The sequence below is a fragment of the Flavobacterium sp. 316 genome, assembly GCF_000967805.1.
In the GTDB taxonomy this organism is placed as follows: Bacteria; Bacteroidota; Bacteroidia; order Flavobacteriales; family Flavobacteriaceae; genus Flavobacterium; species Flavobacterium sediminilitoris.
The window spans coordinates 215173-229521 of record NZ_JYGZ01000006.1 but is presented as its reverse complement, the minus strand read 5'-3'; the positions used below and the strand labels follow the sequence as shown (position 1 = coordinate 229521).

The following is a 14349-nucleotide window of genomic DNA, read 5'->3' as shown; positions in this document are numbered from 1 at the left end:
AAAATAAATTAAAATTAAAGATGAAAAATCTAAAATATGCATTGCTTTTTGTACTTGTAACTATAATTTCTTGCTCGTCTGATGATGAAAATATTACAGCGACAACTGTAACTGAATTAAGTGGTCTAAATAAAATTCAAGAAATAACAAATGATACACATGTTATTGAATTATATAATGCCAATGGAGCATTAGAACAAGGTTATAATGCGATTTCACTTCGTATAAAAAATAAAACGACTGGAAGATATGAAAAAAATGCAACCCTTAGTTGGAGTCCAGTAATGCATATGACATCGATGATGCATTCGTGTCCGAAATCAGGAATTGTTAAAACAGCATCCAAAGAAACTCTATATAATGGATATATTGTTTTTCAAATGGCTCAGAATAGTGCTGAATATTGGGATTTAAAAATCAATTATTCGATAGATGGAATTAACTACACTGTAACTGCATTAATTGATGTACCCGCTTCTACTAAACAAAGAGTAACTTCTTTTATGGGTGCTGATGGGACACGTTATATTATTGCACTGATTGATCCAAAACTACCTAAAGTTGCTATTAATGATGCTACTTTCGGATTATTTAAAATGGAAAGCATGATGAATTTTCCAATTGTAGATGATTATACAATAAAAATAGACCCAAGAATGCCTAGTATGGGAAATCATGGTTCACCCAATAATGTCGATCTAATTCAAGGAACTGACGCATTGTATCATGGAAAATTATCGTTAACCATGACTGGTTATTGGAAAATAAATCTTCAACTTTTAAACTCTACTAATACAGTATTAAAAGGGGAAAGTGTTACTGAAACGAACCTTGCTAGTAGCCTTTATTTAGAATTAGAATTCTAAAAAATCTTTTTAATTAACAAAGGTTAGGAATTACCACTTAACCTTTTTAATTCTTCAATTTTTACTGTTTTTGACAGTAAAACAGAAACTCTTATTCTCAAAAGATGAAAAAATTATATTATTTAGTTTTACTATTATTTTGGCTAACCAACTTATTTGCCCAAGAAAAGGACACTCTTTCTTCTGTGCAATTAAAAGAGATACTCCTTATTGGGAAAAAAGCAACATTAGAACAAAAGCAATTTAAAGCATTGGCTACACTAGATGAATATTTGCAGCAAAGTGGTGCTGTGGAAATGATAAAAAGAGGCGGCTATGCTTGGGAACCCAATATTAATAACATGAGTTCAGAACGTACTGTGATAACTATAGACGGTATGAGAATATTTGGAGCTTGTACCGATAAAATGGATCCAATTACTTCCTACGTTGAGATTTCCAACCTTTCTGAAGCTGCAATTTCTTCGGGGCAGAGTGGAAGTTGTCATGGTCCAACTATTGGAGGTTCAATTGATTTAAAAAGAAGTAAAAGTGAGTTTGGAGAAAAAGGAATAAACGGTTATGTTCATTCTGGATATGAATTTAATAACCAACAAAAGATACTCGGAGCAGCATTGAATTATACAGATAGTTTGTTTTTTATAGACAACAATGTTATGTTTAGAACAGCAGAAAACTATATATCTGGTAACAAAAACGAGGTACTGTTCTCACAATTTAGAAAACTAAATATTTCAAATACAATTGGCTATCAATTTAATAAAAATAAATACATTGAAACGGCTGTTATTTATGATAAAGCTACAGATGTAGGTTATCCTGCGCTACCTATGGATGTGTCTTTGGCAGAAGCTTTAATTACATCATTAAAATTTGAATATAATCCGTTAGATTCATTTATAAACAAACTAGAAACAAAAGTCTACTACAATACTATTACACATACAATGGATGATACTAAGCGTCCTAATGTGCCTATTCATATGGATATGCCGGGTTGGAGTGATACGTATGGTATGTATTTAAATTTGAATGGAAAAGTAAAAAAGAATACCTTTTCTGCCACTTTTAATTCGTTTTACAATCGTTCTAAAGCAGAAATGACAATGTACCCAAGTGATCCAAATGAAAACATAATGTTCATGCTTACTTGGCCCGATGTTGTTACTTTTTATAATGGAATTTATTTGGATAATACCTACGAGCTTAACTGTCATTCATCTCTAAAAATTTCAGGAAGTTTAGGCAATCACTTTAATGAAGTTAAAAGCACATTTGGATTAGAAAGTTTGCGAATTTTTTATCCAAACATGAATGCTGCTAAAAGCAGAATCTTAAAAAGCTTTGCTTCAAATTACAATTGGAAAAAAGAGAGGCTTGCATTTAATTTAGGGTTAGCTTATGGAGAAAGAGCTCCATCAGTTTCAGAAGGATATGGCTTCTATTTGTTTAACAGTTTTGATCAATTTGATTATGTAGGAAATCCAGATTTAAAAAACGAACAATCTATTGAAGGCTCATTTGCTATTCGTTATAAGTCATCAAAACTGAAAACGTCATTATCAACTTCATATTTTCATATTTCAAATTACATTATAGGAACAACAGCTGTCACAATTTTACCTATGACAATTGGAGCAAGTGGTGTGAAAATGTATAATGCTCTAGATTATGCCACTTTAATAAAATCGGTTTTTGATTATGAAATGTATCTTACAAATGATTTAAAATGGATCAATCAAATTGTATATAGTTATGGAAAGGGGAGCGATAATGAAAACCTACCATTTATAAGTCCTTTAGCCTATACGAGTAAAATGCAATTTAAGAAAAGAAAATTTAGTTCAGAGTTAGGTGTTCAAGGGAACCTGATGCATACCCATTATGCACCAAATTATGGAGAAATTAAAAAGCCTGATTATGCCATTTTGAATTTTGGATCTCATTATACTTTTACTTTTAATAGTTATAGATTCAACTTAAAAATGGGAATTGAAAATATATTAGATAGTGAGTATACCACTTTTGCAGATTGGAATACTATACCAAGAATGGGAAGAAATGTATTTGCAAATATCCTTTTCTCTTTTTGATGCTATTTTTCTATAATCGCTTTATGATGTATTTTTACTTGCTCTTCTTCGTAATCCAAATTTACCTATTACACTTTTACCTTTAAGTTTTTCTTTATGTAGTTTAATTCTATTAATTTAAAATCAAATTTACTAAAATCATTTTTAAACTCAATTTCTTCTGTATGATAAATTGTAATTACAGAATCTTCTTTACAAATAAAAATTATAGGTTCATGTAACTCTAAACCTTCAGCAAAATTATTTTTTTTAAAATTTAATATTGAAGTTTTTTCTGTTCCATTTTGACCAATAATAGAAGTGATATTTAAAATTTCAGCTCTGTTTTCTTTTTCTGAACTATAATGATTCTTAATAAATAATTTTTTATTTTCAAATGAATAATTGAATATATATTCCAAGCCAAAATTTAGCATAGATAAAAATAGTTATCTTATGGGAAACCGTATTCGAGGGTATTTTTTTTCTAATTCAAAGTTGAAAAGTTCAAAGCATTCAGTTTTCATTAAAATCGATAACACTATTTTGAGGCGTTTCTAACTCTTAATTCCTAATTTTCACTATCACTAATCGCTATTTTTTTAGGTTTGGTAGCAGTTTGGTAGCAGTTTCGTTCGGAGATTGTTGCGAAAAAGTGCCTGTTTAGTACTACTCGTCCGCAGCGCTTCCGAACAACTTCCGAACAAAACCCTTATTTAACCGCTTTTAATACATCAGTATACGTCATAACCGGTCAAATCAAGTCAAAACCAGTCAAAACCGGTCAAAAAAAGGTTTTTATTAGTTTTTGGTATGCCTTTTGAGATAGTAGAATAAGGCTAATTGTTGATGGTGAATTATTAATGTTCAATAATTTTGTTTGTGGAATTTGTTGAGGGTTAAGTCCGTTGTTTGGATAACGAGTTTGAGGATGTTTTTTTAGTTATTAGTTTTGGGAGTCATTTTTGGGTAGGAGGGATGTAGGTGAAAAAAATCTAGTGGACTAGATTGGTGTTCTTTTAGTTTAGTCAGTAATTCGGGAATGGGATAGCGTTTTTTGTTGTGAGTTTAGGATTTCTAAACCTTTTGTAAGATATGTTAAAAGCCAAGGTTAACAGTTTGGCATATAAGTTATAAAGTTTTTTTATTCCATTTCTCCTGGTAAAGTTATACCATCTCCTTCTAATTTTGCTTCTTTCCATTGTTTTTCGAAGTCTGGAATGTTATAATAATTTTTAGCTTTGAACTCTTTGCTGTAGGTATTGTCATAATCATAATGTTCTGCAAAAGTTCCCATAAATTCATAGGTTCTGTAGTCATTCATGTTACTATAAATAAAACTATGCATACGGGCAATAATTTCTGCTTTTTGAGAAAAAGTGAGTTCAAGGGTGTTTTTTGGATTTAAAAGCCAATCAAAATAATACCATTTCAAAAAGTTGAATTTTTCAGTTGCTTTCTCCTCATCTTCTGAAATAATTTGAAAGAAAGTATAATTAAAGCCGATTTTTCCATCGCATTTTTTATTGTAAATGATTTCGTTTAGTGGTTCTAAGTTTTGAGCATCCATTTTGGTGTTTTCGACTACCCATTCTACTAATGCGGTATCGTCATAATAGCCAAAAGTAGTTACTAGGCTTCGCATGAAGTATTGATCGTTCAAGATAAGCCATTTAAAATGGGCTTTACTATCGTTAAATAGATACATGTTGCGGGCTACAAGAGTTTGGATGTTATTATTGCGGTCATATTCTAGGCTTTTATTATCTTTCCATAAATTTTTAGAAACGATCTCTCCTTTTTCGTCTTTATAATATTGATCTAAACTATTTTCTTTTATTGATAAGTCATTAAACTCTTTTTGATAATCAATTATTTGAGGGATTGCGTAACTATCTGTAATGAAATTTTCGTTTTTAATTATAAAATTCCCAAAGTAGTCAATGATGTTGTTTGGAAAATATACAGGTGTTCTGTTGCATTTTTCGATAAAGTTTACATATAGATATTTTGAACTTGAATTTAAATCAATTGTTCTACCAAAAATTGTTTTTATTCTCTCTTTGAACTCTAAATCATTTAAAAATTTAAAACCGTTAGAAGCTAATATTTTTTTGACTTCTGGCTGTATGACTTCAAAATCTTGCGAAGTATATTTATAGGGATTATCAAAACTTGGCTGACCATATTCTAATTGTTTTTCGAGGATGTTTTCTAGAAAAAGAATGGGTTCTTTTTCAATAGTTTCTTTTTGATTTAATTCTTCTTCAGTATAATAGACTATTTTGCTTTCGTAAACATATTTTCTTTTATTTTCTTCATAAGTAGTAATTTTAATTAAACTACCAAATGAATCGTATTCAAAAGTACTGTTCGTGGTTGATTTTTTGCCTTTATTTGAGTTATTAGAATATTGTAAAGTAGTTAGATTATTGTTTTTATCTTTTGTTCTTATGTAGTTTATTCTCGTATAGGAACCATAATCTATATCATTTAAAATAATGCTAGAGACATCCCCATTAATATCATACAAATTTTCAGTAGTATTTCCTGTTTTTCCACTGGGATTGATATATTTTATTAATGAAATGTTGCCTTTTTTATTGTAGTAATATAATGTATTTGTCTTATTTGCGATATCTGAAACTTTATTAATAAAACCATTAGTATCATAAGAAAAAGTTCCTTCATTTACTATATCATTTTTATCTTCTTGATAGTAAACTATTTTATTTAACCTACTTTGTTTATCATAAATATAATTTCTTCTCCTAAAACCACTAACACTATCTAACCTAATATCTGTGTAGTAATAATTCGAGATGGATTTATCGTTTGGATTATCAGAACTGTATGTTTCTTCTTTTGTTAAAAGTCCTTTTTTAGAGAAAAACTTTACATAATATGATACAATTTTACTTTTTGATCCATCTTTTTTATTAAATGTATAAGATGTGTTTATTACTTTCTTTGGACTTCCTTTTAAATTATAATCTTTTGCAGTTAAATAACCACGGATATATACATCTTGTTTTAAAAATGTATTATCTTTTAAAGATTGAGAAAAACTACTTATTGTAGTTAGGAAGAATAAAAAACCGAATATTTTGATCATTTTGAATTAATTAAATTATTATTACTCCCCAGGAAGTGGTACTCCATCGCCTTCTTGTTTGGCTTCTTTCCATTGTTTTTCGAAGTCAGGAATGTTATAATAGTTTTTGGTATGTCTTGTGTTTAGGCTACTTTTAAAGCTCATTGTTCGTAGTTAATGAATTTCTTCTCTGAATAATTTATTTCATAAATTGCTATTACCCTCCATTTTCATCTACAAGTGCATCTTGATATTCTTCTGATTTTTTATAAAGATTTTGATAATTAGGTAAGTTGTAATAGTTATTTTTAATTATTTCTTTTTTAATATCACCTTTTATGTCATATAATTCTATGCGCTGCATAAAGTAGCTTTTATCGTTAAAATTGCTATCGTAACGGTATTGTTCTCCAAAATATACAAGATGTGCCAAAAGTTTTGCTCTGTCTTTAAGCGAAAGTTCGTTTCTTTTTTCTTCATCTAGCAAATACATTACATACATTTTTAAAGCTTCCAAATAATTAACATCTTTTGGCGTTATGATTTCTTTTAATACGGGGAAAATTTCTAAATTTAACTTTACTGTTCCATCACATTTCTTATTCCAAAAAAGTTGATCTAATGCTTCTGGGTTGTCATCATCAAATTTTACATTACCTTCAATAACCCAATTTAATAATTTCACATCGTCATAATACCCAAATTTAGTAACTAAACTTTCAAGAAAATAAGCATCATTCAAAATAAGCCATTTGAAATGTGCTTTACTATCATTGAACAAATACATGTTACGAGCGACTAAGGTTTGGATGTTTTTTTTGCGCTGTTGGTCTAGATCTGAAATGTCTTTCCAATGGGGTATTATAATTTGATTACCTAAATCTGGTTCATTTCGATATATTATCTCATCTTCTATTTTTTTTAAATCAGGATATTTTTTTTGGTAATCTATTAATTCTGGGATAGCATATAATTTTGTGATAAAACATTTTTCTTTAATTATAAATATATTGTTAAAAATTTCTAATCTTGAATAAATAGGATTCCTATTGCATTTGTCAAAAAAATCTACGGATAGGAACTTAGTTTGTGTGTTATTATCAATTATTCTCCCAAAAATTTTCTTTATTTTTTCATTAAATTCTGTATTGGTAATTGTCTTATAGCCATTATTCTCAAGTTCTTTAGTAATTATATTAAAAGTGGCATAAACATCTTTTTCCGAAAATTTATAAGATTCAAACTCATCTCCTCCAGTATATTTACCTGCTTTTAATTGTTGTATTACTATTTCTTTTTCGTTTATTTTATTTTCTTGTGAAAAGCCAAGTAAACAGAAAATAAGAGTACAGATGTGTAAAATAAAAATATAAAACTTCATTTTATCATTGATTACTTCTACTTTTACTTAAATAATCTTCATAATCAGGCTCTCCCATTAAGCTATCATCATCTTGGAAGATGTTTTTTTCTTTTAAAGCAAGTTCATACCATTTTTTTAAATTGGGTAAATCGTAGTAATTATTTTTTTTGAATTCTGTAATAAATTCTTTTTTGTAATCTAAATAGTAAATAAAACGACCTAAAAATAGCTGATTATAATCATATTCTTTATTGTATTTGTACTGCTCTCCAAATTCTAGTAAATGTGCTAATATTTTTGCTCTATCTTTAAAAGGAATTTCAGAAAAAGAGGAGACTGTGTTTGTCATATAAACTAACTCTTGTGCTATTTGGAATACATTAATTATTCTATCATTCTTTTCTGGTGTACTTAGTTCTTTTATAATAGTTAGTAGATTGATATTAATGCTATAATTATTGTCACATTTTTTATTCCAAAATATTTTACTTAACTCATCAAATTTACTTTTACTATCACCGTCTTTGAATACTGGAGTGTTTTCCAAAACCCACTTTAGTAATTCTTTATCGTCATAATAGCCAAAAGTAGTTACTAGGCTTCGCATGAAGTATTCATCGTTTAAAATAAGCCATTTGAAATGGGCTTTACTATCATTGAACAAATACATGTTACGAGCTACTAAGGTTTCAATGTTTTTTTTACGTTGTTGGTCTAGGTCTGGAATGTCTTTCCAAGGGGTTGTCTTACCATTGTATTTATTAGAAACAATTAAACTACTTTCTATTTTTGCAATATCTTTAAAATCTGTTTTATAATTTAGAATCTCTGGTGTTAATAACAAAGGGAATATTAGTTTGTCTTGAAAACTAATAAAAATATAATATTCTTTAAAATCATAAACTTCAATATCAAATCTATCAATAAAATATGTTTTATTTTCACATATTTTATCTAGTAGATTAAAGTAAATAATTTTTTGTTTTGAATTATCTCCGAAAACATTATAAATTCTTTTATTAAAATTTTCTGTATTAGGAACTTTGTATTGGTTTTCATTCAAAATGGTTAATATAATTGAACTTGTAGTTTTTAAATCATCTTTTGTCATAATGTAACCTGTTGGTACATCGGTTACTTCGTTTTCCGCATATGCTCCAAAACTCAATTGTTTTTTTAGTAAATCAATAACCATTTTAGAAATTTCTGTTTTATTTTTATTGATTACAATATCTTCTTTGATATTGGATTTATCATCTTTAGTTTCATTATTTTTTTGACATGAAATACTTAATAGATTGATTAATAATATACAAAATATGACTTTAATGAGCTTTTGCATAATCTGTTATTTCTTTTTTGTTAAATTTTAATTATAATAAAGATGTTTTTTTATTATTTGAAGTTTAATTGTTTGGTTTTATAAATTCAAATTATATTTTATACATTTTTTAGTATAGTATCTATACTTTTTTTCCCTTTCTATTGAACTTAAAATCAATGGTAAATTAATAAGCCTTTAATTTACTTTTATGAATATAACCTTTATTTTTTCCTCTATAAGTTTTTACAAACCACCAATCACCTGATTTATCTAATACACCAACATATTCACCTGTTTTTATTTTTTCTAATATTTTTGAGGATGTATTCTTCTCTTCTCTTAAATTAGTATATCCATCAGTATCGTTGACAATATAATCTACGAGAACGTCATCGTGTTCTGTTGTAAAGATTACTGTCGCATAATATTTTAACTTTTCTAATCCATAATAATTGTTTTCTTTTAATCTCTCTAAATATTCTGGGTGTTCTCTGAAATAATCATCTATTAAACCATTTACTCCAAACTCTCCAATATATACACCTTCATCATCATATTTACAATTTATTAATGAATTATAAATATAAGCACGAGCTTTATCATCAGCTTCTTTTGTAAGATTATATTTTGAAAAACTTGAAACCCTAAAATTACTCATCAGTCCTGGTTTTAATTTTTCTATTTTTTCTAACATATCAAACCTAAATGGGCCTTTTGGTATGACATTACCTTGTAGAGTATAACCTAAAAGAAGTTCTTCTAAGCCTTTTGATTTTTCTTCAAGAGAATAATTTTGAAAATAACCCAGTACTTTCATTAAAAATTTATCATTTCCAGTATAACCAGTCCCAGCTATATAAGAATATATATTACACCCTTGATCGAAATTTTCTAATAACATTACAGCGGTCATTTGTTCATAAATTACCATGTTGTTATAATTTATTATATGGTCAATATACTGGTCATCAACTTTTGCATAGTTCTCAATATCAACGGGCAATAAAATATTCAAATCTCGGATTACTTTTGCTAATGTTTGGTATTTACCAAAATCTGGATCATCATATTCTTCTTTTGTTATATCAACTCCTGAAACATCTAAGATTTTTTTTCTAAAAAAATCAGTAGATGGTATTTTGTAACCTTTACTTTTTAATCCTTTAATAATATCTGTTCTCATTTTGTATAAATCTTTATATCTATAATTTGGTGTAATACTATCTGTCTTTGTAATATTTTCTGATGTATAATTAATAACTTCAGTATTGTTTTTTAATTCTTCTTTGTTTTCTTGTTTTTTACAAGAAAGATTAATTATTAATAGAAATAAAATTATTTTTTTCATTATTGAGTTTTTTGTTTATTTTTTTCTTTTATTTTGGGTTCTTTCGGGTCACGTTCTATATCGTAAAATTCATAGACTTTATTAATGTCGTCTACTTCTTCTACATACACTTTAATTTCTTTTGTTTCTTTATAGTGTGAATATTTTTTTACTAAAGTTTCTATATCTGCATTATAAACCCTCAAACAGCCAAAAGTAACCATTAAATGACCTTTATCATTAATAAAATCGCCATATCCGACTGTATGTCCTGCATGAATGGCAATTCCAGCTCTACCTTTATTAGTAGCTGTTAATGCATCTCCTTCTATTCCAGTCATGTGAATAAGTCCATGATTACCATAACTTGTTTCACCAATATGGGTTTTTGTATACCAAGTGCTCCATAATCCATTTGGTGTTGCCCCATTGCCTTCCGCTTTTAACTTATCTGAGCCTGTTCCGTAGGCTAAAACATAACTGCTAAATAAAGTACCAGTATTGTCAAAAAAGACTAATAGCCCTTGATACTTTCTATCTTTTGGTACAATTACATTTATAAAAGCTGTTTTAGAATCTGCTTTATGTTTTTTATCGTATGTTTGTGTAATATTTGTTGCTAAATTTAAACCTGGTTTGCAATCGTTTACTTTTAAAATGTTTATTGCTTTTTTAAAATAACGTTGTCTTTCTTTAAGTCCTTCTTTTTTAGAATTTATTATGCGAGTTACATTTTCGACATTATCGTCAGTACTTCCATTAGTAACAGCATTTATGTTTTTCATACCCCAAAATGCCAATGCAGAAGTAATAGCATCTTTTGGATTTTCTTTTAACTTGTATGGATTATCGTTATCTAACCAAATTACGTCTGGTTCGTTATCAATTTTCATGTTTTTATTGAAATAATTTTGAATCTTTCTATAATTATCTTTCCATGTAATTTGTTTGAATCCTTTTCCACTATACCTCCAACCATCATTAGCTTCCGTATGCTCTTTTCCATATATATGAGTGCTTCCATATATTGCATTAGCTACTTCTTGTGCATTTGAACTATCTAATGATAAATCGGATAATCTTTTAGCTTCTGCTTGCTGTTCTGCTAATGTACCAAAAGTTGAAAAATAAGAATTAAAAATTCCTCGCATCCTTTCAGAATCTCTATATATGAAACCTTCTTGTAACATATAAAACTTAGTTTCTTGTGAAATTTGAGCTAAAAAATGTGCTTTTCTTACACAAGTATTTATGCCTATTTTTTTTCGATACTTATTTAAGTATGGTAGTGCACTAGTAATCATATCTGTATTTTCTATCAAACATTTATCATTGCTATCTACACAAATACTCTTTATTTCTTCTAATGTTATATCTTTATCACAGTTTGGGCATAATTTCTTTTTCTCTTGTTCTTCTATCTCAGCCGATTCTATTTCTACAAAAACATTATTGTTTTGAACGGCTTCTGGTGTGGCTTGTGTGTGTGCTACTTTTAAAGCTCCTTGTTCGTAGTTGATGAATTTTTTGCGAAGGGTTAGCATTTCTTCTGGAGTGAAAGGTGTACCATCAGCTTTTTTTGCTTTAATACCCATTTTTTCCATTTCTGTATCATGGGTTAAACTGGCTGGCAAGGAATCGTTTACTATTACTTGGCTTTTGAGTAGTTGGTAGGATTCTTTGCTAGGGTCGGCTGCATCTTTTACTTTTTTAGAAACTTGTGCTATATAATAATCATAGGTTTGGCCTTCTATCTTGCAATCTTCGTTTAATGTGAAACTTACTTCTAGTAAACCGTCTGGGCCTACTTTTTCTGCGTTGTAAGTCTCTATGGCTTCATGGGTAACAATGATTCCTGCTGCATCTTCGTTCATGTTTTCTTTAGGAACTTCTCTCAAAACGTCTATTTTGAGTTCCTCATCGATCATGTTAACAGTATGCGCCCATATTTTGTGCGTTTTCCCATAATAGGTTAGGGTTTGCTGCACATTTTTACCATCTTCTGTGGCAAAAACAATCGATTTTACTTTTTGTTCGTTAGTAACTTGCAATACTTCGTTGGGCTCTAAAACGCTGTACATTTTTGTCCCCACAATTAAATTGGCATGTGTTATTTCTAGGTTTTCGGCTAAAGTTGTGGCACCTGAGCTATTTTCGGGTAGCTCGATGGTGAAAATTAGGCTATAAGTAGGAGTAGGGTTCTCTGTAGTTGCAGGAATTGCCGCTTCCATTTTTTTCTTATACTCGTCGTTTGTGGCTATTTTAAAATAGCCTTTTCCTTGGTCGTTTAATGCAAGTGTTTTTTCTTCTAGCATATATTTTTCGGGTTCTGCCAAGTAGGTATCATAGTCTCCTTTGAGCCATATTTTGGCTTTCAGTGACACATTGGATAATCCTTCTATTTCTACAAAACCATAGGATTCTTCTTTGAAACCTGTTTCGGTGCGTTTGTATCCTGTTTTATAGGACCATAAAGCTCTTTTTAATAGGGGCGTGGTCACTTTTACGGAGGTGCTTACTTTTGTAGCTGTTGTATAGGCTCCTTCAAGTGCGGCTTCAATTTTAAACTCACCATTTTTTGTGAATGTTAGCGAACCATCGTTATTATTGGTAACTCCTTCTGGCAATTGAAGCGTTAATTGCTCGTTGTTACTAAGAGGCATTATTCGAGCGTTAGCTTCGTATTTTACTTTAGAGCCTTTGGGCACATGTGATGGCAAACTAATTTTATCTGCAGCGTTTTTAATTACTTCAAATGAAAAGGCATCTGCTCCTTTAAAACTTGGACTTTTACCTGCTTCTAAGGCTTTTCCGTAGGCCTCTATCACATATTTACCAAAATAATTATTACCTGCTTTGGCATCTATATTGACTATTTCATCTATTCTTTTATTGATGTTAGGTTTTTTTGCAATAGCGGCAGTTTCAAATTGCTGCAATCGCACTCCGTCTTTTTGCAGATACCATTGTACTTTGGCATTGGTTGGAAGTAGTTCAACAGAATATTTTGCTACACTCACGCTTAGCATATCATTATAGCGTAGGAGTCCGCTGCCTTTGTGAGAAATGGAGTTAACACCGTAGGAGTCTTTCACTTCTATAGAAACAGTGTGACGGTTTGTACCTTGCACATCGGTATAGGCTTCTATAGTATATTTACCAGCATTTTTAAAAGTCATTATTGCCACTGGGGTAGTTCTAACACTTTCGTTTGCTATTCTTACATTTAATAAGCTTGTGTCTTTTGTGCTATGACTATTGTATAGCACAGCACCTTCTTTTAGCACTCGCCAACTCACAACAGGAGAAGTATCTACTAACTTGTTGTTGTTCAAAATTTTTGAAAAATTACTAAATGAATCTGCTTTGAAGGAAATATTTATGGGAACAGTTATGTTTTTAACTGTAGATTTACCTGCTACTGTTATCCCTTTGATATGATCTTTGACATATTCTATGATAATGGCACATTTCTCATCACCAGGTTTTCTTCCATAGGCTTCTATACGGTATTTTCCTTCTTCTAGGTCTTTGAAGAGTGTGTTTAAATTGCAATTAAAAGTAGTACCTAGCCCTATAAAAGTTTTAATTTTATCTTTTATACCCGTTCCTTTAAACAACACCCATGAAATTTTTGAAGCATCTCCAGAAGCACAAGCCTCTAAATGAATCATGCTATCATTTTGAATGTTATTTTGCCAAAACATTTGTAATGGTTCGGGTTCTTTTATGAAATAATAGGTGTTTTTAGTTCCTTTAGGTTTTTCTCTAAAGGGTTTTATGATTTCAATATTGCTAACAGAGGTTTTGGTTGAAGATGAGGAAGCCGTTTCCCATATAGCAGAAGTATTGGCAATAGCAAATGCATCAGCTTCATTAACATCTATTTGTGAGACACTTCCTTTTTGTCCGCTATCGGCAAATTGAATGGTTCCTGGAACACCATAACCAGGACAAGTGCCTGTAGAAACATCTAAAAGTACTTTCATACTTTTATTGAAATCTACATTTTCATAATAATCTTTATACTTTATATTGCATTTTGCTTTGCATGGTGAATATCCAGTAGAATTATTTTTAGGATCTTGACACATCACAAAACCTTGACCGTTATTAAAGTTTTCGGCTTTGTCATCTAGATAAGTAGCAATGGGTTTGTCTTGTGCAAAATATTTGTTTTTCCCCAATTTATTCTTCTGACTAGTAACTTTGATGGGTACGGCTGTTCCTTTGTTTTTAATTACCTGTGCACTAGAACAAAATGCTTTTGCTCCTTCTATTATTATTTTCCCTTTTGCCATAC

The 14349-nt window shown here is 29.6% G+C and carries 9 protein-coding genes; 2 read left to right on the top strand and 7 right to left on the bottom strand.

The annotated features are described in order from the left end of the window. The first annotated feature begins 20 nt into the window (after positions 1–20). Complete coding sequence (locus SY27_RS14485) at positions 21–866, top strand: hypothetical protein (RefSeq protein WP_045971850.1); 846 nt, start codon at positions 21–23, stop codon at positions 864–866. Between the two features lie 104 nt (positions 867–970). Beyond that, positions 971–2959 (top strand): TonB-dependent receptor domain-containing protein, encoded by a 1989-nt coding sequence (locus SY27_RS14480; RefSeq protein ID WP_045971581.1) that lies wholly within the window; start codon positions 971–973, stop codon positions 2957–2959. Positions 2960–3027: 68 nt separating this feature from the next. Here the strand turns inward: SY27_RS14480 and SY27_RS14475 are convergent, their stop codons facing one another. The 7 genes from SY27_RS14475 to SY27_RS18310 form a co-directional block, all read right to left on the bottom strand. Further along, positions 3028–3375: a hypothetical protein gene (locus SY27_RS14475; protein WP_045971579.1), complete on the bottom strand. Its 348-nt coding sequence runs from the start codon at positions 3373–3375 to the stop codon at positions 3028–3030. A gap of 707 nt (positions 3376–4082) precedes the next feature. Next, the gene (locus SY27_RS14470) at positions 4083–6053 is read right to left on the bottom strand and encodes a hypothetical protein (RefSeq protein WP_045971577.1); all 1971 of its coding nucleotides are present in this window, start codon (positions 6051–6053) and stop codon (positions 4083–4085) included. A gap of 21 nt (positions 6054–6074) precedes the next feature. Then, positions 6075–6197: a hypothetical protein gene (locus SY27_RS19210; RefSeq protein ID WP_255350304.1), complete on the bottom strand. Its 123-nt coding sequence runs from the start codon at positions 6195–6197 to the stop codon at positions 6075–6077. Positions 6198–6249: 52 nt separating this feature from the next. Continuing rightward, complete coding sequence (locus SY27_RS14465; protein WP_045971574.1) at positions 6250–7413, bottom strand: hypothetical protein; 1164 nt, start codon at positions 7411–7413, stop codon at positions 6250–6252. 4 nt (positions 7414–7417) lie between these two features. Then, entirely contained in the window at positions 7418–8737 is a 1320-nt protein-coding gene (locus tag SY27_RS14460; protein WP_045971572.1) for a hypothetical protein, read from the bottom strand. A 166-nt stretch (positions 8738–8903) separates the two neighbouring features. Next, a complete protein-coding gene (locus SY27_RS18315) occupies positions 8904–10067 on the bottom strand; it encodes an SH3 domain-containing protein (protein WP_052705361.1) in 1164 nt (387 codons plus the stop codon). Then, positions 10067–14347 carry a PAAR-like protein gene (locus tag SY27_RS18310; RefSeq protein ID WP_052705359.1) on the bottom strand — a complete coding sequence of 1427 codons (4281 nt, stop codon included), beginning with the start codon at positions 14345–14347 and terminating at the stop codon, positions 10067–10069. The genes SY27_RS18315 and SY27_RS18310 overlap by 1 nt, the downstream gene beginning before the upstream one ends. Between the last annotated feature and the right edge of the window lie 2 nt (positions 14348–14349).